Origin of the sequence: Lacticaseibacillus jixiensis (assembly GCF_042847315.1) — a bacterium.
GTDB classification, from domain to species: domain Bacteria; phylum Bacillota; class Bacilli; order Lactobacillales; family Lactobacillaceae; genus Lacticaseibacillus; species Lacticaseibacillus jixiensis.
Window position 1 is genome coordinate 70,100 of the sequence record NZ_BAAFPR010000005.1, and the last position, 23,577, is coordinate 93,676.

Here is a 23,577-nt window from a genome sequence, read left to right on the forward strand (position 1 = left end):
CCGCACCGCCTGCGCCGCCGCTTGCCCCACGCCGCGCAGCAACCCCGGTCCGGGCAAAGCACACAAAGAGGCCGTGAAACTCGAGTTTCACGGCCTCTTTGTTTATGCTTGGCTGCTGGCTTCCAACAGCCCTTTGATGGTCATCGTGCTGGAAAACAGCGGCACTTGATGACTTAACGCGTAATAATTCATCGGGGTAGCGGTGTCTTGGTGCTCATCCAGATTCAAGATGGCCCAAGGCTTCGTTGCAGGCGTTTGTCCTTGCCACAACTGGTAAGTGACGCCGACTTTGGCTAATTCAGCGGCCAATTGTGCGTCTGGTTGATGGCTGACGATCAGTTCATCACCTGCTTTTGGCAACTCACAATGGTAGCTGTCATATAAAGCCTTTTGCAGCGCTTCGTCATAAGTGGCGCCTAAGCCGATGGTTTCGCCAGTGGACTTCATTTCAGGCGCTAGGCCTGTGGCCATGCCTGGCAGCTTGGTGAAGGAGAACACCGGCGCTTTGATGGCCACACCGCTTGGGGCTTTGGCTAAGCCGATCGGCAGATGCAAGTCGGCCAGCGTTTTGCCTAAGATCAAGTTGGTGGCCAGCTTGGCCAAATGATAGCCGGTGACTTTGCTCATAAACGGCACAGTGCGCGAAGCTCGTGGGTTGACGTCGATGACATAGAGCTGATCGGCGACAATGAATTGCACATTCATCATCCCCACGCAATGCACGGCTTTGCCGATGGCCGTGGCGGTGGCAACAATGGCTTGTTGTTGGGCCGCAGTGAGGTGTTGCGGCGGCAAGATGGCAATGGAGTCGCCTGAGTGCACGCCTGAGCCTTCCAAGTGTTCCATGATGCCAGGAATGAACACGTCTTTGCCGTCAGATAAGATATCGACTTCACATTCCAAGCCTTGCACATCATGGTCGATCAAGATCGGCTGATGCGGCGCGGCGGCCATCGCCTTTTGGACGTATTCTTGTAAGGCTGATTCGTCTGGCACGATGGCCATGGCGCGGCCGCCTAAGACGTAACTAGGCCGGACCATCACCGGATAGCCGACTTTAGGCGCAATGGTGCGGGCTTCTTCGAGATTCATCGCCGTGGCGCCTTTAGGCTGATTGATGTGAAGGCTTTGCAGCAAGGTTTCAAATTCGTGGCGGTCTTCGGTTTGGTTGATGCCAACCAAGCTGGTGCCTAAGATCTTCACGCCTTGTTCGGCCAATTGGGCAGTTAAGTTGATGGCAGTTTGGCCGCCGAATTGCACGATCACACCCAGCGGCTGTTCCAAGTCGATGATGTGCATCACCGATTCGCAAGTCAGCGGCTCGAAGTACAACTTATCAGAAATCGAGAAGTCTGTCGAAACCGTTTCTGGATTGTTGTTGACGATGATGGCGTGATACCCGGCGGCTTGAATCGCCTGCACACAATGCACCGTGGTGTAGTCGAATTCCACGCCTTGGCCGATGCGGATCGGGCCAGAACCGATGACAATGATCGAATTGCCTAAAGGTTTAGATTCATTCTCGCCGGGAAAATGCGTCGAGTAGAAATATGGGGTTTCTGATGCGAATTCACCAGCGCAGGTGTCGACCATTTTGTATACCGGCGGCTCAAGCATGTCTTCAACTGCTGCTTGATCAACGCCAGCAGCTGCAGCGATCATCTTGGCGGTGAAGCCTAAGCGTGAAGCCGCCAAAGCCTTATCGGCAGTCAAGGGGCCGTTTTGTAACCCGCTCATGGTTTGCCAAATGTGTTCCAGCTTGTTCAAGAAGAACATGGTGATCTTGGTGTGCGCTTGGATCTCTTCTTTGCGCCAGCCCACGCGCAGCGCTTCAAACAAGTAGAACAAGCGCACGTCGCTAGGGTGTTCGAGTTCTTCAACTAATTCTTCATGCGTCGGGGTGGTTTTGGGCAGCAAGGTGGTTTGCATCTTGGTGTTTAATTCCAGAGAATCGATCGCCTTAAGCAGCGCTTCTTCAAACGTCGTGCCGATGCCCATCACTTCGCCGGTGGCTTTCATTTGCGTGCCTAAATGGCGATCGGCAGTGGTGAACTTGTCAAAAGGAAACCGCGGGATCTTAGCCACGACATAATCCAGCGTCGGTTCAAACGCGGCAAAAGTCGTTTTGGTCACCGGGTTTTGGATCTCTTGTAAGGTCAAACCCACCGCGATCTTGGCGGCGATCTTGGCGATTGGGTAACCGGTTGCCTTGCTGGCTAATGCAGAAGAACGCGACACCCGCGGGTTCACTTCGATGATGTAATATTGATCGGAGTTCGGGTCTTGAGCCAGCTGCACATTGCAGCCGCCTTGGATATTCAACGCATCAACAATGGCCAAGCTGGCTGAGCGCAGCTTTTGGAAAGTCGGATCATCCAAGGTTTGATTCGGGGCGACAACCACGGAATCGCCGGTGTGGATGCCCACAGGGTCAACGTTTTCCATGCAGCACACCGAAATCGTGGTGCCAGCAGCGTCGCGCATCACTTCAAATTCGATTTCTTTGAAGCCGGCAATGGATTTCTCTATCAAGCATTCGGTGTTAGGCGACAGTTCCAAGCCGCGTTGGCCGATGATCTTCAATTCTTCGGCGTTGGCTGCGATGCCGCCGCCGGTGCCGCCTAAGGTGAAGGCAGGCCGCACGATCACCGGATACCCGCAAGACTCGGCAAAATGCAGCGCCGCATCTAAGTCATGGACGGTGAGCGATTCTGGAACCGGCTGGTGCAAGTCTTCCATCAATTGCTTGAATTCTTGGCGATCTTCGGCTTGGTGGATCGTGGCCAAGCCGGTGCCTAGCAGTTGGATGTTCAGGCGCTTTAACACGCCGGCATCATCTAAGGCCACAGCAAGGTTGAGGCCGGTTTGTCCGCCTAAAGTCGGCAGCAAGGCATCTGGGCGTTCTTCTTCCAAGATCTTGGTGACAGAAGGCAGCGTTAATGGTTCCAGGTAAATTTTGTCGGCGATATCTTGGTCGGTCATGATCGTCGCTGGGTTGGAGTTGATCAGCACCACGGTGTAGCCTTCTTCGCGCAGCGACAAGCATGCCTGTGAGCCTGAGTAGTCGAACTCGGCGGCTTGGCCGACGATGATCGGCCCAGAGCCGATCACGGCGATCTTATGAATATTCTGGTTCTTAGGCATGGATAGCGACCTTCTTTTGCATTAATTGCTTGAATTGAGTGAAGAACCCGGTGGCGTCATGAGGGCCGGGATTGGCTTCAGGGTGATATTGAACAGAAAACATTGGCAGCCACTTGTGAGCAAGCCCTTCAACTGTACCGTCATCGCCTTCTAATTCGGTAACGACTAAATCTGTACCTTTAAGGCTGGCAGCGTCGACCATGTAGCCGTGGTTTTGGCTGGTGATGATGGCGTGATACGAATCGACGTTATGCACCGGATGATTGATACCGCGATGACCATAAGCCATCGGTACCGTTTTGGCACCATTGGCTAAGGCCAAGATCTGATGGCCTAAGCAAATGCCGGCAGTGGGGTATTGATGCTCTAACGCTTGGATCAGCGGCAGCACCGCATAATCAGCCGGGTCGCCAGGGCCGTTGGACAACAAGATGCCATCTGGGTGGAGGTTTTGGATCATCGCCAAGTCGGCGGTGTAAGGCACCACTGTGACATCCAAACCAGATTCAACTAATGAATTGATGATGGCTTGTTTGGTACCAAAGTCGATCATCACCACATGCTTGGCATGTGGTGCGGTGGTGTGATAAGTGCTGTGGCCGAGTTGCGGCTGCTTCTGGCATTGGGCATATAGCGCGTGATACGTTTGGTCAAACGTCGCAGCCAGCGGTGCATTCAACAACACGGCTTTCATCGTGTGGCTTTGGCAAATGTGCTTGGTCAAAGCCCGTGTGTCGACGCCTTGAATGCCAGGCACGTTGTATTTGAGCATGAAGTCGTTAAGCGTCATGCCATCTGGTCCTGGTTCGTTCTCCAAGGTGTGGACGATGGCGCATTGCGCCAAGACGCTTGGGCTTTGATTCTGCGCCAAGTTGATGCCGTACGTTCCTATTAATGGATAGGTGAACGTCAGGAGTTGGTTGGCGTAACTGGGATCGGTCAGTGCTTCTTGATAGCCGACCATGCTGGTGTTGAACACCACTTCGCCGGCGATTTGCGTGTTTGCGCCGAATGCCGTACCAGTATAATGGGTCCCGTCTTCTAGGTAGAGATATTTTTTCATGTTGCGCCACCTCGTAAATTTATACAGTTGATATTCATTATCCGTTGTTCCAATTTAACGGCATATTCATGAGAAAGTCAACAGAATATTCAGAGATTATAGAGAAAAACGCCAAATATTCGCGAAAATCTGAATATATACTGAATAAAAATTGCAAAACACTTGTATTTTTCGCCAGGAGGGGTTAAGCTACTGTCATTCAATATTTTGCATAAGGAGCATCTCATTATGAAAGTTGCTGTAGTAGGCGTCACCGGATATGCCGGCATGGTCTTGTATCAATTATTAAAAAGCCATCCGGCTGTTGACGCGATCAACTTATACGGCCACGACTTAGCCGCCGCCAAGCCTTTATACGAAGCGGTACCGCAGTTTGGGCCAACAGAAGATAACTTGTTGCTTCCTTATGATGTGCAAGCAATCATGCAAGACAACGACGCGTTGTTCTTCGCCACCAGCGCTGGGGTCACCAACACCTTGGCTGAACCGTTCATCAAAGCCCACTTTCCAGTGATCGATTTGTCAGGCGACTACCGCTTGAAAAATCCTGCCACTTACGAGAAGTGGTATCACAAGCCGGCTGCTTCGGCTGAGGCTTTGCAAGCTGCGCACTTTGGCTTAGCTGACTTCGAATCAGCCCTTGGCCAAACTTATGTCGCCAACCCCGGCTGTTATGCCACCGCAACGTTGTTAGGCCTAGCGCCATTGGTGCAACAACACTTGATCGTTAAAGATTCCTTGATCGTTGATGCCAAGTCAGGCACCAGCGGCGCCGGCAAGAAGCTCACGACGTTAACCCACTTTTCTCAAACCAATGAGAATTTGCAACTATATAGCGTCAACACCCACAAGCACATTCCAGAAATCATGCAAGAGATCCAAACTTGGGATCCGGCGATTCCGGCGTTGCAATTCAGCACCACGCTTTTGCCAATCACTACCGGCTTGATGGCCACCATCTACGCCAAAGTGGCGCCAGGCGTTGACGGTGAAGCGATCGCCAAGGCTTACACCAAGACTTATCAAGACGACTTCTTCGTGCGTTTCACCGGCGAACAGCTGCCAACGCTTAAACAAGTGGTTGGTTCCAACTTCACCGACATCGGCGCAGTGTACAACTCAGTGACCAACACCGTGATGGTCGTGTCAGTCATTGACAACATGGTCAAAGGCGCCGGCGGCCAAGCTATTCAAAACTTTAACCAGATGTTCGAACTTGACCCATTGGCGGGGTTGCCGACAACCGTGGCACTGCCATAAACCAAAGCGGCGCAACCCGCATTTAGCGGTTGATATAAGGCGGGATGACGTTTGGGCGGTTTATGCCCAAGCGGCGTCACGACTTATATCCTGCCGCGTTGGGTTGCAGAGCTCGACGAAGAACCCAAAGCGGCGCGACCCATTAATTAGTGATTTCGATTCAGGAGGATTGGCATATGACGATCACAAACACTTTTACTTGGCCTAAAGGCTATTCAACAGATGGCACCCACGCCGGCTTGCGCGACAAGCTGGATATGGGTTGGCTGGTATCAAGCGTACCGGCCCAAGCGGCTGGCACTTACACCACCAGCCAATTCATCGCCGCACCCACCAAGTTGTGCAAAGACTTGATCAGCCAGCATCACAAGCTGCAAGCCATCGTCATGAATTCGGTGTTTGCCAACTCCTGTACCGGCAAGCCCGGCTGGACCAACGCTTTAGCCGAACAGCAACAAGTTGCTGACAAACTCGGCATCGCACCTGAACTGGTCGGCGTGGCCTCTACTGGCTTGATCGGCGCACAGTTGCCGATGGCCAAGATCCATGCTGGTATCGCCGCTTTGCAGCTCAAGCAAAATGCTGACGTGGCGCAAGCAGTGATGACCACCGACACGCATGCCAAAGTCGCCTCAACGACCATCACCATCGACGACCAGCTGGTGACGATCACCGGCTTTGCCAAAGGCAGCGGCATGATCCATCCTAAGATGGCCACGATGCTGGGTTTTGTTTTCACCGATGCCAAAATCGACGGCGGTCAGCTGCAACAGCTGTTGTCTGCAGAAGTGGATGAAACCTTCAACCAAATCACCGTCGACGGCGACACCTCGACCAATGACATGGTGGTGACCTTAGCCAACGGGTTGGCTGATAACCAACCGCTAACGCCGCAGCATCCGCAATTTGGCGTTTTCCAAACGGCCTTGAATGAAGTGTTGGCCGCTTTGGCCCAAGGCATCGCCGCAGACGGCGAAGGGGCCACGAAGCTGGTGGAAGTCAACATCCATCACGCCGCCACTCACCAAGAAGCGCAACACGCTGCCAAAGCCATTGTCGGCTCCAACTTGGTCAAAGCCGCGATTTTCGGCGAAGACCCCAACTGGGGCCGCATCATCAGCGCCTTAGGTCAAACCAGCGTCACCATCGACGTGGCGCATGTGGCCATTGTGCTAAACGGCTTCAAGCTGGTTGAAGATTCATTGGAATTGCCTTTCGATGAAGCAGCTGTTAAACAAGCCATGAGTGCTCAGAAAATCGTTATCGATGTGGATATCAACGCCGGGGATGCGCAAGGGCAGGCTTGGGGTTGTGATCTCACTTACAACTACGTCAAGATCAACGCCAGCTACCGCAGCTAAGGCACAGGAGGAGCAGTTATGTCAGAACTCATCATCGTTAAGTTAGGCGGCAATGCCGCGACTCAATTATCGCCAGCATTCTTCGCGCAACTGCACGCATGGCATGATGCCGGCAAACATGTCCTGCTGATCCATGGCGGCGGCCCGCAGATCAACGCTTGGAGCAAGAAATTCGGCTTGACGCCGGTGAAGAAAGCCGGCATTCGCGTGACTGACGCCCAAACTTTGCAAGTTACCCAAGCCGTGTTGTTAGGGGTCGTGCAGCCGCAATTATGCATGGCGCTGTGCCAACATGAGCTGCCGGCATTAGGCTTGAATACCGCTGATGAACATCTGTTAGTCGGCGAGTACCTCGATCAAGCCATTTACGGCCAAGTCGGCGCCGTCACCGGCGTCAACGCCCAAGCCTTAGATCATTTCCTGAGCGAACATATCGGGGTGCTGGCGCCGCTTGCGCAAACAGATACCGGCGATTTATTGAACGTTAACGCCGATATGGCAGCTGCAGCCGTGGCGACGGCCCTGCACGCCAGCAAGTTAGTGTTGTTGACGGATGTGCCAGGGGTCTTGGATCAAGGCGCCGTGGTACCGAAGCTTACCCCGCAAAAAGCGGCTCAGTTGATTGCCACCAACGTGATCACCAAAGGTATGCAGCCTAAAATCGAAGCTGCTGCGCACACGGCGCTGGTGGTGCATGAAGTGGTGATCACCGACGCGTTAGATCATGCCGGCACCATTGTTGAAGCGGCGCCAGTCACTGACACCGCCAAAGCAGTATGAAAGTACAAATAAGTTTGGTATCGACACCACGTTGCGGGTACGCCCGCTGTTTTTATCTTCAGGAGGATTTCTAATGAGCAATTTATTCAACACATACGCACGCTACCCCTTTGACTTGGTGTCTGGCCATGACTGGCATTTGGTAGATAACACCGGCAAGGAATATTTGGACTTCACTTCCGGCATCGGGGTGTGCAGCTTCGGCTACAACGACCCGGAGATTGTTGGCGCTGTTGAGAAACAGCTGCACCAAATCTGGCACACTTCAAACCTTTATGAATCGCAATTGCAAGAAACTGTCGGCGGCATGTTAGCCGGCGATGATAAGTTGGCATTCTTTTGCAACTCCGGCACTGAAGCCAATGAAGCCGCGTTCAAGCTTGCACGCAAAGCCACTGGCAAAACGCGGGTGCTGGCCTTTAACAACGGTTTTCACGGCCGCACTTATGGTTCGATGTCCTTAACCGGCAACCCCAGCATTCAAGCCGGCTTTGCGCCGCTGGTGCCAGATGTGATTTTTGCCGATTACAACGATCCAGAAGCACTGGCTAAGATCGACACGGACTTAGCGGCGGTGATCTTAGAAGTAATCCAAGGTGAAGGCGGGGTGTATGTCGGAGATAAAGCCTGGCTGCAGGCGATTCAAGCCAAGTGCCAAGCCACTGATACCTTGTTGATCATCGATGAAGTGCAATCTGGTATCGGCCGTACCGGCTATCGCTTCGCTTATGAAGCTTTCGATTTGGATCCAGACATTGTGACGCTGGCCAAAGCCTTAGGGTCAGGTCTGCCGATCGGTGCGATGATCGGCAAGAAGAAGCTTGGTTTTGCCTTCACCCCAGGCAGTCACGGGACAACTTTTGGCGGCAACAAGTTGGCCATGGCTTCGGTACAAGCGGTGTTAAGCAAGTTGACGCCTGAGTTCTTACACACCGTGCAAGATAAAGCTGCCAGCGTGTGGACGACCTTAACGGATACCATCGCACCGCTGCCTGCTGTCACTGGGGTCACTGGCATGGGCTTGATGATCGGGATCCACTTAGACGAACATCTCAATGTTGAAGAAATCGTCACCACACTGCAAGCACAAGGCTTGTTGACGCTGTCGGCTAAGCACAATACCTTGCGCTTATTGCCGCCGTTGGTGATGTCTGAAGCCGATTTGCAAGCCGGCTTGGCGCAAATCGTGGCTGTTTTGAAGGAGGCTTAAGCATGACGAATCATTTTCAAGGACGTTCTTGGCTTAAAGAAATCGACTACACGCCTAAGGAACTCGAATATCTGATCGACTTTGCGGCGCATCTTAAGGCGCTTAAGCACGCGCACATTCCGCATCCGTATCTGCAAGGCAAGAACATCGCCTTGCTGTTTGAGAAAACGTCTACCCGCACGCGTTCGGCTTTCACTGTAGCGTCGATCGACTTAGGCGCTCACCCGGAATTCTTAGGCAAAAACGACATCCAATTCGGCAAGAAAGAATCCACCGCTGACACCGCCAAAGTCTTAGGTCGGATGTTTGACGGTATCGAATACCGCGGCTTTGCCCAACAAACTGTTGAAGATCTGGCCAAATATTCAGGCGTGCCGGTGTGGAACGGCTTGACTGACGAATGGCATCCCACCCAAATGATCGCTGACTTCTTGACCTTGAAAGAACAATTCGGCCACCTCAAAGGCTTGACCCTGGCATATCTGGGGGATGGCCGCTCGAACATGGGCAACTCCTTGATCGTTACTGCCGCAATGCTTGGCGTCAATATTCACATTGGCGCACCAAAAGACTTGCAGCCGGCAGCAGACATCGTCGCCATTGCTCAAAAATACGCCGCCGAAACCGGCAGTGAAGTCTTGGTAACTGATGACGCCAAAGCCGCGGCTAATGGCGCTGACGCTTTGTACACCGATGTGTGGATCTCCATGGGCGAAGACGTGGATCCTGCTGAGCGCATCAACGCGTTGAAGCCGTACCAAATCAATGCAGCACTAGTAGCCGCCACTGGCAAAGCTGATACAATCATTATGCATTGTTTGCCGGCTTATCATGATCACAACACTGTGGTGGGCAAGCAATTAGGCGAACAGTTTGGCATGGCTGCTTTAGAGATCACCGACGAGGTCTTTAACTCGGCGAAGTCAGTGGTCTTTGATGAAGCCGAAAACCGGATGCACGCCATTAAGGCGATCATGGCCGCAACGTTAGGGGACTTGTTTATTCCCGACAGCTTGTTCGACTAAGCATCAGGTTTCTCATTATTTCGAGTAAAGCTGACGCACCACAATGACGGCGGGCCTTTCTATTCAAGAGAAGACCGCCGTTTTTGATACTTTCTCATGTGAATTTCATGTTGGGCCGGCCAGGGGTTGCTGCGCACTGTGGGGCAAGCGGCAGTGCAGGCGGCGCGGCCGGTTCCAACCGCGCTGCTAGCTTCGCTTCGCTCCACGTCGCCGCGCGTTTTCCACCTAAGTTCTGAGCCAGATGCTCGCTGCGCTCACTGGTCCGTCTCAGGACTTGCCGCAATCAGCACAACAAGACAAGCACAAACCACTTGTCTTGTTGTGCTGATTGTTTCGCGGCCTGACCGCCGCTTGCCCCACGGCGCTCCGCAACCCCTGGCCTACATTGCACACAGCAGGTTAAATTTTGGCAGCTCAATGCTTGATTGAAATTCGTCTGAGATTCATCAGAGACTGAAACGGATTTTGGAGGAAACGTCGCCTGGTGGACGCATTGTGCGGAGGTCAGATGGCGTCAGGGGTGTCGTTGTTCTTAGCGACGCAGCGCGCAGCGCGGAGGCGCTTAGAACAAGGCGTGCGGGCGAGATCCACTCGACATACGCAGCGTAGCGGAGATGTCGAGTTAGCTCGCCCGCCGCCCACCCCGTTCCACGCCATCTGACCGGAGCACAATGTGTCCACCAGGTGACGTTTCTGGCCCGGCCAGTAAGTTGTAAGATTATTTGTGCAAATCTGCGTGAGTAAATCTCATGCGAAATTAATTTAATGTCGTGTAACTTATCCTAACGTGGCTACTTGACGTGTCAGATAAGGGCGGTAAGATTAAATACATATGATATTATTAGGCGTGGATTAGAATTTCGACGCCGGTGTAGTAAAGGATGGGATAACGGATGGCAAAGACTTACTTAAATACGTTCCAAAGCGGCGACCAGACGTACCAATATGCAGATATTGACGCATATCTTGCGGACCATCATGCACAGGTAGAGACTTTACCTTACACGATCCGCATCCTGCTTGAAGCAGCTTTACGCCGCCAAGAACAAGGCAAAGCCCAAGGCGATGAACTGGCTGCTTTGCTGGATTGGGACAACGCGCATGATCAAGACGTTGCCTACCAGCCTGAACGCGTGATCTTACAAGACTTCACCGGCGTACCTGCGATCGTGGATCTTGCTGCGATGCGCGATGCCGTAGTGGCGCAAGGCGGCGACGGCGCCAGCATTAATCCAGCGGTGCCAGTGGATCTGGTCATCGATCATTCGGTGCAAGTGGATAAAGCCGGCAACGATGAAGCATTCGCCTATAACGTGAAGCGTGAATTCGAGCGCAATAAAGAGCGTTATACCTTTTTGAAGTGGGCAGAAACCAGTTTTGACAATTTGGCGGTCGTCCCGCCTGATACCGGGATCATCCACCAAATCAACTTGGAACGCTTGGCCAAAGTCGTCATGGTCAAAGACGGCGTGGCGTTTCCAGACACCTTAGTCGGTACTGACTCGCACACCACCATGATCAACGGCTTAGGCGTGTTAGGCTGGGGTGTTGGCGGTATTGAAGCCGAAGCCAACATGCTTGGCGAACCGACGTTGATGCCAACGCCTAAAGTTGTCGGGGTCCGCTTGTATGGCCGCTTGCAGCCAGGCGTGACCGCCACTGATTTGGTGTTGCACCTCACGCACATGTTGCGCGAACACGGCGTGGTGGGCAAGTTTGTTGAATTCTACGGCGTGGGCTTGGCGGCCTTGCCGCTGCCATATCGTGCTACTATCGGTAACATGGCCCCAGAATACGGCGCCACTTGCGGCTTTTTCCCGATCGACAGTCAAACCATCGACTATTTGCGCTTAACGGCGCGTTCTGAGGAACAAATCGCCTTGGTCCAAGCTTACGCGGCAGCCAACCACATGGCCTACAAGCCGGTGGAAGACGACATGCGCCATTACAGCGAGAACCTGGAATTGGATCTGGCCAGCGTGCAGCCAAGTGTTGCGGGGCCAACGCGCCCGCAAGATCTGGTGTTGCTTGGCGATTTGCCTAAGCAATTTGATGATCGGCGCAACATGCCGGCCTTTGATGTGACTGTGTCTGGCAAGCAATATGATCTGCATCCTGGCGCGTTAGGCTTGGCGGCAATCACCAGCTGCACCAACACGTCGAACCCGCAGGTGCTTTTTGCCGCCGGGTTGATCGCCAAGAAGGCCTTGGAATACGGGATGCAAGTGCCGGCTTATGTGAAAACCAGCTTCTCGCCAGGCTCGCGGGTGGTATCCGATTATCTTACCGCTGCCGGCTTACAAGATGCTTTAGACGGTTTGGGCTTTAACCTTACCGGCTATGGGTGCATGACTTGCATCGGCAATTCCGGGCAGTTGAATGACGACTTGCAACAAGCCGTTGAAGCCAACATGTATCCGCTGGCGGCAGTGGAATCGGCTAACCGCAACTTCACCGGCCGCGTTAACCCGAAGATTACCGACACTTACTTGGCCTCGCCGCCATTAGTCGTGATCTACGCCTTAGCCGGGACGATGGATATCGACTTGACCACAGAACCTGTGGGCATCGCCCAATCAGGTGAGCCAGTGTATCTTAAGGACTTGTGGCCAAGCGATGAACAGATCCAGGCGCTGACGGCCAATTACTTGAAGCCGGAACAATTTGCTGCCAACTACCAAACGCTTTACAAGCAAAACGCCGACTGGGACGCTTTGCCAGTGGTCAAAGGCACCACTTACGCTTGGGATAAAGATTCGACTTACATTGCTGCACCGCCTTTTGTTGCCGCAGATGGCGCAGCCAGTGATCACTTAAGCGGCTTGCGGGTCTTGGCGAAGTTAGGCGATTCGGTCACCACTGACCATATTTCCCCAGCCGGCTTCATCGGCCCGGAAACGCCAGCCGGCAAGTACTTACAAGCGCACGGCATCACGCCGCGGGCCTTTAACTCTTATGGTTCACGGCGCGGCAATCATGAAGTGATGATGCGCGGGACCTTGGCTAACATTCGCTTGCAGAATGAATTGGCCAATGGCAAACAAGGCGGCTTCACCAGCTTGCCAGACGGCACGATCACCACGATTTACGACGCGGCGCAAGCATATGCTGCAACCCAAACGCCGCTGGTGATTTTAGCTGGTAAAGATTATGGCATGGGTTCTTCGCGGGATTGGGCAGCCAAAGGCGTCAAGCTCTTAGGCGTCAAGGCGATCATCGCCGAATCCTTCGAACGCATCCACCGCGCCAACTTGGCGATGATGGGTGTGATCCCGCTGCAATATCAACCAGGCGACACCGCGCAAAGCTTGGGTCTAACTGGTAAGGAAACTTTTGCCATTGATTTAGACGGGCACACAGCGCACGTGACTGCCACTGCCGCAGATGGTCATGAAACCAAATTCGACACGCTCTTGCGCTTTGATACGCCGCAAGATCTTGGCTATTATCAAGCCGGCGGCATCATGCCGCAAATCGTGACTAACGCATTACAATAAAATTTTTCCACAGGAGGTTACTACATGGATGTACCTAAAGGATTAGCAGGGGTCGTGATCACCGAAACCAAGATCAGTTCCACCAAGAATGCCAAGCTGACTTACGCCGGCTATCCCATCGAGGAACTTAAAGACCTGCCTTACGAAGCCGTGGTGTACCTGCTGTGGCACAAAGAACTCCCCAATGACGCCCAACTGGCGCAATTGCGCCGCGACTTGGTAGAGGCGATGCACTTGCCTGATGAAACCATTCGCTTAATGGATTATGTGGCCTTGGAGCCGCAACACCCGATGAGTATCTTGCGCACCACAGTTTCGTTGTTGGGGACGACCAACAACGGCGGGCGCTTAGACGAACCGCGCGTGATCTTAGGCAAAATGCTCACTGCCATTGCGGCGATCATTCGCTTGCGCGACAGTCAGCCGCAAATGCAAGTCAACCCGGAATGGGGCGTGGTGGAGAACTTCATGTACTTATTCATGGGCCGGCGTCCAACCAAGACGCAAGTGCGCTTGTTCAACACCGTGATGGTGCTGCACGCCGATCATGAACTCAATGCTTCGACGTTCACCAGCCGCGTGGTGGCATCGACCAATGCCGATTATTATTCATGCTTGACCGCGGCAGTGTGCGCGTTAAAAGGCCCGCTGCATGGCGGCGCCAATGAGCAAGTCTTCAACATGCTGCAAGATATTCGCCACACCGGCGTAGCCCCGCAGCGCTATATCGACAACAAAATCGCAAAAGGCGAAAAGATCATGGGCTTTGGCCATCGCGTCTATAAAGACGGCGATCCGCGGGCCAAGATCTTGCGCGGTATCGCCGAAGAAATGGCCCGCGAAACCAACAATCAGCCATTCTTTGAAATCGAAGAGCAAATCGCCAGCTACATGCTGGAGAAGTTGAACTTGCATCCCAATGTCGATTACTACACCGCAGTGGTGTATCACAGCTTAGGTCTAGACGAATCGACGTTTACCGTGATGTTTGCGGCTTGTCGCACTGCCGGTTGGCTGGCACATATCATGGAACAGCGCGAAGAAGCCTGCTTGATTCGGCCGGCCAGCGAATATGTTGGCCCTACCGATCGTCATGTCGCAAAGTCCGCTGACCAGAAAGAAGGCAAAGCATGAGCACCCCAATTTCCATGCACAATGGCCGCTTGCAAACCCCAGCGCAGCCGCAGATCCCCTACATTCAAGGCGACGGCATCGGGCCAGAAATCTGGCAAGCCGCGCACAAAGTTTTTGACGCGGCAGTCGCCAAAGCATATGGCGATGCGCGCCAAGTCGACTGGCTGCCGCTGGCCGCTGGTGAGGCGGCCTTTGCCGATAGCGGCGAATGGCTGCCTAAAGCCACCGTTGATGTATTAAAAAGCCATCTGGTCGCCATTAAAGGCCCGCTGACCACCCCAGTTGGCAAAGGCCACCGCTCCATTAACGTGACCTTGCGCCAAACTTTGGATTTATACGCCTGCTTCCGGCCGGTGCAATATTACCAAGGCACCCCGGCGCCGGTGGTGCATCCAGAACGGGTGGATATCGACGTGTTTCGTGAAAACACCGAAGATATCTACGCTGGCATCGAAGCGGCAGCTGGTACCCCAGAAGCTAAAGCTTGGTTGGCTTTGTTGGATCAACAAGGCCAACTCGGCAAGGTGCGCTTTCCAGACACCGCAGCACTAGCGATTAAGCCGGTATCTGCCCAAGGTTCCAAGCGCTTGGTGAAAGCCGCGTTAGATCACGCCTTAAGCCATGATCGCCACATCTTGACTTTGGTGCACAAAGGTAACATCATGAAGCAAACCGAAGGCGGCTTTAAGCGCTGGGGCTATGAAGTGGCAGAACAAGACTACGCTGACGCCACCTTCACGATGAATCAATATAACGCCATCAAACAAGCTGACGGCGCTGAGGCAGCTAATCAGGCGCTTGCTGACGCCAAAAGCGCCGGCAAAGTGATCGTTAATGACATCATTTGCGATAACTTCTTCCAGCAAGCGCTGCTGCACCCAGAGCACTTCGAAGTGGTGGCCACGATGAACCTTAATGGTGATTACTTGTCTGATGCCTTGGCGGCGCAAGTCGGCGGCATCGGCATCGCGCCAGGCGCCAACATCAACTACCAAAGCGGCCGGGCGATTTTTGAAGCGACGCATGGCACGGCGCCGCAGTTTGCTGGGCAAGATAAGCTCAACCCGACGTCGTTGATCTTAAGCGGGGCGATGATGTTTGACTACATCGGCTGGGGCGAAGCGGCGGACTTGATCCGCGCTGGCATCGCCCACGCGATCGCCACCCAGCACGTTACCGAAGACTTCGCAACGACAGCCGACGCAGCGGTGCTTGGCACCCAGGCGTTTGGGCAATATGTTGCCGAAAATCTTTAATATCCAGTAGTATCAGGTCAATCTACCTCGTTGTGGAGCGGCCTGTTTTTGTGCGGTCTAAGCTGCGGACAGGGGCTGCTGCGCGGTGCGGGGCAAGCGGCGGCGCAGGCGGTGCGGCCGGCTGCAACCACGCTGAAAGGCGCGTGGTTTACGCCTAAGAATTTAGCCGTGCGCTCGCTTTGCTCACTTGCACGTCTAAATTCTTGCCGCGATCAGCATACTTGTTGTAGGGAGTACTTTGGTAGTTCGTTAGTGATGCGAATGCGGCTAAAGGATCAAGGCCCAGTTATTATGAAGGTCAAGTTTTTGAATTTGCTGATTGATGGGTACCTCTGCGCTGAGAGGGTGACCATTGCGCAATTATGTTGTTAAGTGAGCCAGCTTGACCTGCAAAATGGGCATATAGTTTCCAGTATGACGAATTCAGTGAAATTATCTGCATGGGCTTCTTTTCTGTCATGAGATGTTGCATCAGTTAACGACCCCTGCTTTAGCGAGAACTTCATCAGCCTGTAAGCTGAATAGATAATGTAGGGCAGGAGGCGCGAAGTGGGGTGGGCAAGTGGCGGTCAGGCCGTGGAAACCGCGCGTCTTCCTGCGCGGTTGGAACCGGCCGCACCGCCTGCGCCGCCACTTGTCCACCCCGCGCAGCGACTCCTGCCCGGCCCATGGGGACAACTGTCGACATTGTTTCACCTAACAGTTTCGTCACATTGCTTGAGCCTTTGCGCCATCGCGCGTATGGTAATGCTTGGAGGTGTCAAGGATGAAACGCAAGACACTATATGGACTTGAATTGATCATCTTGTTTCTGGGGATGGGGGTATTAAAGGCCCTGTTAACGCTGGTTTTCACCGATCGAGTCGCCGGTTTGGTGGCGTATATTCTATGGATTCTGGCGGTGGGCTTGATCGGCCATTACACCAATGCGATGCGCGTGGCGCAGTTGCGCCGGCTGTGGGGGTTAGCCGACCAATTGGGTTATGGCCCAGCAGAGCTTAAGCAGCGCGCGCCGCAATACGGCACGATCGACTGGGCTTTGTCGCGGCCGGAGCAGTTGCAGTTTTATCCTAGCGACCGCATCGTGGCGCGCTTATGTGATGAGTTCACGCTGGAAGTGGCTGAACGCAGCGGGGTGTGCTAAAAGCATTAGCCAAAAGGCCACGTCACAAACGCTGTCAATTCAGCGTTTGTGACGTGGCCTTTTTATCATGCATTAGTCGTCGATATTCATGCTCACGGCTTGCTTGCGGGTGGAGAACTTGATGATCGCCATGAAGCCGAAAGTCCAAACCAAGCCGCCCACCGCCGGCCAAATGTTCTCACCGGTGACGAACAAGCTGATGTAGATCCCGGCAAAGAACAAGATCACCAATGGACTGGTGAATTTGTAACCAGGCATCAAGAAGCCTTCCGGGTCAAAGTCTTGTGATTCACGATACTTGCGGTGCGCCACCATTGTCAACAGATAAACGATGATGTACAAATCAGACGAAACGCTGGTGATGAAGGCGAAGGCGTCTGTGATTTGCGGCAAGGAATTCAAGATCGGGCCGATTAACACCAATACGGCGGAGAAAAGGATCCCGCGAGCCGGGACGCCGGTTCTGGAAATCTTATTGAAGTGGGCCATGAACTTGGAATTCTTGGAATCAAGCGCCAATTGATAGAAGTGACGCCCAGCAGAATACATATAAGAGTTCAATGCTGAAGCAGCAGCTGTCAGCACCACGAAGTTGATCACGGCAGCGGCGGCTTTCAACCCGGCCAACTCGAAGACTTGCACGAAGGGAGATTGGGTCGGATCCAAGGAGTTCCAAGGATAAATTGCCATGATCACCACGATAGCGCCGATGTAGAACAATAGCACCCGGTAGATGATCTCGTTGATCACTTTAGGCAAGACTTTGCGCGGATTCTGGGTTTCGCTGGTGGTGATACCAATGAATTCCATGCCTTGAAAGGCGAAGAAGACCATGGGAAAAGCGGCGACAAACGCCATCACGCCATGCGGAAACATGGAGAAGTGGCTGGTTAAGTTAGTGAAGCTGGCGTGGCCGATCGGCGTTTTGAAGTTGGTGAACACCAAGAACAACCCGACGATGATCATCACGATAATGGCGGTGACTTTGATCATCGCAAACCAGAACTCTGCTTCCCCAAACAAACCAACAGCGATCAAGTTGATGCTGACTAAGATCGCCAACACCCCGATTTGGATCGCCCAAGTTTTCCAGCTAGGGAACCAGAACTGAACGTATTTGGATACGGCAGTCAGCTCAGCCATCGCCACGAAAATGATCCCCAACCAATAGGTCCATCCGGCGAAATAGCCGACGGTGTCGCCGAGGTACTTGCCGATAAACGAGATGAAGGTGTGCTTGTCCGGGTCGTGATACATCAACTCGCCGATGCCGCGCATCATCAAGAAGAAGATCACGCCTAACACCAAGTACACCAGCAGGATCGACGGGCCGGTTTTCATGATCGAATTGCTTGCGCCTAAGAATAATCCGGTGCCGATGGTGCCGCCTAGTGCGATCATTTGCACGTGGCGCTTGGTCAATTCACGTTTCGTACCGTCTGCGTTTTGTTTGGTTGCCATATCTGCGTCTGCTCCGTTTCTGAAAAGTGATTCTGCAACCCATGTTACCGGTGGATTCCCGACCCTGCAAGCCGCCTGCAAGCCGCAAGGGTGGTCAAACGGCGCTGTGGCGCGGTTAACATGAACCATATGAAAATTATCGAGAATTAGATGAATGATATTCACTTATACTTTGTGTGAATATTATGGGGATGGCGGTACCATAGAGGTGTAGGCAAATCTAACATTTGGCCTAGACCAGTGTTGGGTTCCGTGCTACACTTGGGTTGTTAAATAAATGGCGATATCAATGAAGGAGATCATTCAATGAGCTACTACATCCATGCGGATAAGTTTTTCCTGAAGAACACCACCGAAAACGGCGGCTGGTTAGAAGTCACCGACGACGGCAAGTTCGGCGATTATATCCCGACATATGGGAAAAAGCCTACAGGCGAGATCAAAGACTACAGTGGTTCTTGGATCGCACCTGGTTTGGTTGACACCCATATTCACGGCTCTTTGGGCCATGATGTGATGGACAATGATTGGCAAGCCTTGAACGATATGTCTGAAGGCTTACTCAAAACCGGTGTTACCAGCTGGCTGCCAACGACTTTGACGGCTGACTTTGATCATCTTAATGCCGTCTGCAAAACTATCGGCGACCATGCCGGTGAAGAAACTGGCGCCAAGATCCAAGGGATTTATTTTGAAGGGCCATACTTCACCGAAGAACACAAAGGCGCCCAGAACCCGAAGTACTTCCGTGATCCATCGATCAAAGAATATGACGAATGGCAGAAATCTGCTAAAGGCATGTTGCAGAAAATGGCCTTGGCCCCTGAACGCGACGGTGCTGTTGAATTCGTTAAGCACATGGCCCAAGACGGCAAGGCTGTGGCATTAGGCCACTCCAGTGCCACTTTTGAACAAGCCAAAGCTTGTATCGAAGCCGGTGCTGGTGTATTCTGCCACACCTTCAACGGGATGTCCGGCTTGACGCATCGCGAACCTGGGATGGTTGGCGCTGCAATGTTCATGCAGCTGGTTGATGATGAATTGATCTGTGACGGTCACCATGTGCGCCCAGAAGTGGCTTCTTCTTTGATCCGCGAGAAGACGCCAGAGCACATCGCGCTGATCACCGATTGCATGTCCGCCGGCTTGATGCCAGAAGGCGACTACATGTTAGGCGAATTTCCGGTGATCGTTAAAGACGGCACCGCCCGCCTCAAGAACGGCGGCAACTTGGCCGGTTCGATTTTGAAGCTTAACGACGCCATCAAGAACGTCGTTGACTGGAACGACAACACCCCGGCTGAAGCGGTGATGATGGCTTCTTATGTACCAGCCAAGTCTTCCAAGATCGCCGACAAGTGCGGCAGCATCTTACCAGGCCGCGACGCCGACTACTTGGTTTTGAACAAGGACATGTCCTTGGCTGAAACCTACTTGGATGGCGTTTCTCGCTACAAAGCTTAATCAATAACCAATCAGCTAAGCGCCTATGCCCACGAGCAAATCGTGAGCATAGGCGCTTTTTATGTACCAAAGCGTATTTAGCGGCTGATATAAGGTGGGATGACACAAAGGCGCACTTTGCCTTGGTGGCGTCACACCTTATATCACTGCCGCGTTGCTGAGAATAACGACACCCCTGACGACACGCCAGTCGCTTCTGGTTGCTATTTCTTCCAAAATCCGTTTCAGAATCAGGATATGCTTGGATTTAGTATCAGGTTATTAAGTTATTGCATGCTCAGACGATGTAGGACAGGGAAAGCGGAGCGGCGTGGGAAAAGCGGTGGTCAGGCCGTGAAACGATCAGCACAGTAAGACTTGCGGTTTGTGCAAGGCTTGCTGTGCTGATCGCGGCAAGTTCAGAGACGGGCAGGTGAGCGAAGCGAGCGCCTGGCTCTGAACTTAGGCGTAAACCACGCGGCGACGTGGAGCGCAGCGGAGCTAGTTGCGTGGTTGAAGCCGGCCGCACCGCCTGCACCGCCGCTTTTCCCACGCCGCGCAGCTTTACCTGTCCAGCCTGACAAACCATTGAGCTTGAATAAAAGACTAGCTTTTTGCATACGAAGGCGCACACTTTAGCAAAATTGGTTCCGTCACAGGGGGACCAATCCATTTCTCGAGATAAATATTTACCAAACATGAGCGGCATTGGTGGGTTGTTTGTCTTATATTCAACTTAAGCCAATTTGCGAGGGGTCGCAAAGCAGCTTGGGCGTCAAAAGGGCGCATCATAGAAATGGAGGTATGGGTATGACAAGAAGAATTGATATGACGGGTCAACACTACGGGCGCCTGACTGTAATGGGTTACGCCGGGCGCGATGAACACAACGGCAACGCATTATGGCGTTGCGAATGCGAATGCGGCAACACGATCGTCACCGACGGTTATCGCCTGCGTCATGGCAGCACCACCAGCTGTGGCTGCTGGCGGCGGGAAGTCAGCGTGGTCAACGCCATGAAGAACCCCGCCTTCGTTGCCAATATTGGCGCACATGACGGCTTTGGCGTTATGGACGGGGTAAACTTGCAGGCCTCATTGATCCCGCGGCGCAACAACCGCTCCGGGGTGCCTGGGGTGAGCTTCGACAAAACATCTAAGCGCTGGGTGGCGCGGTTGATGTTGCGAGGCAAGTACTTATTGAATCAGATGTTTGACAGCTACTCAGATGCCGTGGCGGCACGGCGTCAAGCTGAGCAGATGTATCTGACGCCGGAAGTGCAGCGCCAGTTAAACAATGCACCTGATTCTCGCAGTTTAAAGCGCGTGCTGGCAGCGGTGCAAGCACGTCAGGATTAAGGCCAAAGCGTAAGGATAACAATGGAGGACGGCCATGGGGTGGTGGCAGAATTGGCGCCAACAGCGCAGCAATGAATTTACACCGGAACAGCTTTTGACGGCGCTGCCAAAGCCCGCCCACAGTGTGATCGTGCACTTGGGGCCGACTGACGCAACTAAGCCGTATTATTGGCAGCTGCGCCGGCAAGGGGCCGCGCGTGATGTCGCCTTGAATGTCATCAAGCTGGGTGAACGCGCTGATGACTTGCACATTAACGCAGACGCGGTGGCGCGTTTTGTTGACGAAAGCCGCGCGGCGCACTTGCAGCCCATGTGCTTGCTAGTCGTTGGCAAAAGGCAGCTCACCCCGGCGGTGTTGCGCCAAGTCAGCCGCGGGGTGCAACCGATCGCCGGGGCTACGGTGTGGCTGGTGGTGCCAGCAGACGAGGTGTTTGACTTCGTGTCCGGCTTGCATCATCCTGCCGTTAGCCAATTGCTGGATGGTTGGCCAATGAAACATGCCTCGACCCTGTCGGCATTTGTCATGCAGCCGGCGGGTTTGGCACCGTTGGCGCAAGCGCCGCTGCCGGCAGCTTCGGCGCTGCATTACGCTGGGTGGCAAGCAGCAGATCCAGGGGTGGTGGCGCTGTTTGATCCGCCGTTGAGGCAAGTTGCCGACAACGCAACTGGCGGGGTATTTGTGTTCACTGAGTTGGATTGAGGGGCGGGTATGGACTATGCAGAACTCTTCTTGGAGCGTGCCGATGGGTTGAAGTATCAGCTGTACAAATTGTTGGCGCGGCCGCACATCAAGGATGTGACGATTTCTGATCTGGCTAACGAGCTGCACAGCAAGTATCAGCCAACGTATAATGTGTTCCAAGAATTATTGGATGACCTGGAGCAGTTATCCGGTCAGCCGCGCCAAGATGCGCGGCATATGTTGTTGTCGACGCAGCAGCTGCCAGTCAGCGTGGACGTGTATCGCTCGTTTCTGGTCAATCATGCGTTGTTGTACCGCTTGGTTGATTATGTGGTACAAGCACCGGCGGCTAGCCTGACTCAGTTTTGTGAGCAGGAATTTATCAGCCGTTCGACGATTTCCAGGAAACTGCGGGCACTCAATGAATGTCTGGCGCAATATCATATTCGCTTTCGCCTGGCGCGGTTTGATTTTGTCGGTTCGGAGCTCAATATTCGCTATTTTCTATACACCATGTATTGGTGGGCCCATCGCGGGGTGGCGTGGGTATTTGAACACATCGCCAAAGACCAGCTGTGTCAAGAAGCCCAGGCCATGTGTATCCAGCCGCCAGAGCCGCTTGCAGACTTGCAGCGGCTATATTTTCTGGCAGTGACGCATTTGCGCGTGGGCAAAAATCATCGCATCGTCCAAACGCCGTATTTAAAGCATTTGGCGCAGGTGGTGGCGGATTTGATGATGACGCAAGGCAGCTTGCATCCTTCGTTGAATTGGCTGGATGCCGCGGCGTTTAGTTTCTTTCAAGTCAGTCAGCCGCGCTTTGATGCCCGCACGCGCACGCCAGAAGATGTGGCCAAAGAAGCGGCGGTGCTGATGGATGATAACGCCCAAACGGTGCTGGATGCATTAAGCGTGGCCTTGTATCAACCTGAGTCTGGTGATTTTGATGATGATTTGTATTTGAACTTGTTGCGGGTGATCGGCGGCATGTTAGCTGTATCCGGCCCGTTCCCGCAGGCGCAAGATTATTTGGGCGGCGGGATCAAGTTGAATACACAAGGTATTGTCGAGCAAGTGCGCCAAGCGGTAGCCGCTTTGCCGCAAACGCCGGTATATGACCCGTTTCGCACAGATCAAGCGTTCTTTGAGAAAGTTGTGGTGCGCTTGATGGGGCCTTATCATGTTGCTGCTGACGCGACGCGGTATTTGCACGTTGATTTCGCGGTGGATCAAGGTATGGAAGGGTATCGCGAGTTGGCTGGTTTTGTGGCTTGTGTGCCGTGGGTGGCGCAAGTGGATTCACGGCAGCCGGATCTGACGATTGTTTGTCCGGATACCAAACACTCAGCAGATGATTTTCTTTGGTATCCCGATGCATTCTCACTGAGCACGTATCGTGAAAGCTTGATCCAAAAGCTCGTGGACACCCATGAACAAAAGAAAAACCAAAGCGAAGCAAAGCGCATTTAGCGGGTCAATTAGCCTAGCCCTCGTGCTTGCGGCGAATTGTGCCGCGAGTGCGGGGGCTAGGCTAATTGCACCCGCGGTGCTTTGCATAGCTCGACGAAAAACCAAAGCGAAGCAAAGCGCATTTAGCGGTGGATATAAGATGGGATGACGTTTGGGCGGTTTTGGCCCAAGCGGCGTCACAGCTTATATCGCGCCGCGTTGCTTTGCGCAGCTCGACGAAAAACCAAAGCGAAGCAAAGCGCATTTAGCGGTGAATAAGATGGCAGCCTGAGTTTAAGCTCGGGCTTT

General features: G+C 53.4%; 16 protein-coding genes. 13 read left to right on the top strand and 3 right to left on the bottom strand.

Annotated features, from left to right (window positions below):
- Window positions 1-102 precede the first annotated feature (102 nt).
- Both carB and ACGG90_RS04545 read right to left on the bottom strand, forming a co-directional pair.
- A complete protein-coding gene (gene carB, locus ACGG90_RS04540) occupies window positions 103-3,144 on the bottom strand; it encodes a carbamoyl-phosphate synthase large subunit (RefSeq protein WP_390406408.1) in 3,042 nt (1,013 codons plus the stop codon).
- Complete coding sequence (locus ACGG90_RS04545; protein ID WP_390406409.1) at window positions 3,137-4,207, bottom strand: carbamoyl phosphate synthase small subunit; 1,071 nt, start codon at window positions 4,205-4,207, stop codon at window positions 3,137-3,139. The genes carB and ACGG90_RS04545 overlap by 8 nt, the downstream gene beginning before the upstream one ends.
- Window positions 4,208-4,435: 228 nt before the next feature.
- On the opposite strand from ACGG90_RS04545, the gene argC reads away from it, so the two are divergent.
- The 9 genes from argC (at window position 4,436) to ACGG90_RS04590 (ending at window position 16,874) form a co-directional block, all read left to right on the top strand.
- Window positions 4,436-5,467: an N-acetyl-gamma-glutamyl-phosphate reductase gene (gene argC / locus ACGG90_RS04550; RefSeq protein ID WP_390406411.1), complete on the top strand. Its 1,032-nt coding sequence runs from the start codon at window positions 4,436-4,438 to the stop codon at window positions 5,465-5,467.
- Window positions 5,468-5,643: 176 nt separating this feature from the next.
- Window positions 5,644-6,828: a bifunctional glutamate N-acetyltransferase/amino-acid acetyltransferase ArgJ gene (gene argJ / locus ACGG90_RS04555; protein ID WP_390406413.1), complete on the top strand. Its 1,185-nt coding sequence runs from the start codon at window positions 5,644-5,646 to the stop codon at window positions 6,826-6,828.
- Between the two features lie 18 nt (window positions 6,829-6,846).
- On the top strand, window positions 6,847-7,608 hold the full coding sequence (gene argB / locus ACGG90_RS04560) for an acetylglutamate kinase (protein ID WP_390406416.1): 762 nt from the start codon (window positions 6,847-6,849) through the stop codon (window positions 7,606-7,608).
- Between the two features lie 73 nt (window positions 7,609-7,681).
- Complete coding sequence (locus ACGG90_RS04565; RefSeq protein WP_390406419.1) at window positions 7,682-8,818, top strand: acetylornithine transaminase; 1,137 nt, start codon at window positions 7,682-7,684, stop codon at window positions 8,816-8,818.
- A gap of 2 nt (window positions 8,819-8,820) precedes the next feature.
- Window positions 8,821-9,843, top strand: coding sequence for an ornithine carbamoyltransferase (gene argF, locus ACGG90_RS04570; protein WP_390406420.1), 1,023 nt, complete (start codon window positions 8,821-8,823; stop codon window positions 9,841-9,843).
- Between the two features lie 893 nt (window positions 9,844-10,736).
- The gene (acnA, locus tag ACGG90_RS04575; protein ID WP_390406423.1) at window positions 10,737-13,340 is read left to right on the top strand and encodes an aconitate hydratase AcnA; all 2,604 of its coding nucleotides are present in this window, start codon (window positions 10,737-10,739) and stop codon (window positions 13,338-13,340) included.
- 24 nt (window positions 13,341-13,364) lie between these two features.
- Window positions 13,365-14,474 carry a citrate/2-methylcitrate synthase gene (locus ACGG90_RS04580; RefSeq protein ID WP_390406425.1) on the top strand — a complete coding sequence of 370 codons (1,110 nt, stop codon included), beginning with the start codon at window positions 13,365-13,367 and terminating at the stop codon, window positions 14,472-14,474.
- Complete coding sequence (icd, locus tag ACGG90_RS04585) at window positions 14,471-15,730, top strand: NADP-dependent isocitrate dehydrogenase (RefSeq protein WP_390406428.1); 1,260 nt, start codon at window positions 14,471-14,473, stop codon at window positions 15,728-15,730. Before ACGG90_RS04580 ends, icd begins: the two co-directional genes overlap by 4 nt.
- A 766-nt stretch (window positions 15,731-16,496) precedes the next feature.
- The gene (locus tag ACGG90_RS04590; protein WP_390406431.1) at window positions 16,497-16,874 is read left to right on the top strand and encodes a hypothetical protein; all 378 of its coding nucleotides are present in this window, start codon (window positions 16,497-16,499) and stop codon (window positions 16,872-16,874) included.
- Window positions 16,875-16,946: 72 nt separating this feature from the next.
- On the opposite strand, the gene ACGG90_RS04595 is transcribed toward ACGG90_RS04590, so the two are convergent.
- Complete coding sequence (locus ACGG90_RS04595) at window positions 16,947-18,335, bottom strand: amino acid permease (protein WP_390406434.1); 1,389 nt, start codon at window positions 18,333-18,335, stop codon at window positions 16,947-16,949.
- A 306-nt stretch (window positions 18,336-18,641) separates the two neighbouring features.
- Between ACGG90_RS04595 and nagA the strand changes: the two genes are divergently transcribed.
- The 4 genes from nagA to ACGG90_RS04615 all read left to right on the top strand — a co-directional run bounded on the left by nagA (window position 18,642) and on the right by ACGG90_RS04615 (window position 23,289).
- A complete protein-coding gene (nagA, locus tag ACGG90_RS04600) occupies window positions 18,642-19,799 on the top strand; it encodes an N-acetylglucosamine-6-phosphate deacetylase (protein WP_390406437.1) in 1,158 nt (385 codons plus the stop codon).
- A gap of 789 nt (window positions 19,800-20,588) precedes the next feature.
- Window positions 20,589-21,137, top strand: coding sequence for an alcohol dehydrogenase (locus ACGG90_RS04605; protein ID WP_390406439.1), 549 nt, complete (start codon window positions 20,589-20,591; stop codon window positions 21,135-21,137).
- A 34-nt stretch (window positions 21,138-21,171) separates the two neighbouring features.
- Complete coding sequence (locus ACGG90_RS04610) at window positions 21,172-21,837, top strand: hypothetical protein (protein WP_390406441.1); 666 nt, start codon at window positions 21,172-21,174, stop codon at window positions 21,835-21,837.
- Between the two features lie 9 nt (window positions 21,838-21,846).
- The gene (locus tag ACGG90_RS04615) at window positions 21,847-23,289 is read left to right on the top strand and encodes a helix-turn-helix domain-containing protein (protein ID WP_390406444.1); all 1,443 of its coding nucleotides are present in this window, start codon (window positions 21,847-21,849) and stop codon (window positions 23,287-23,289) included.
- The last annotated feature ends 288 nt before the right edge of the window (window positions 23,290-23,577 follow it).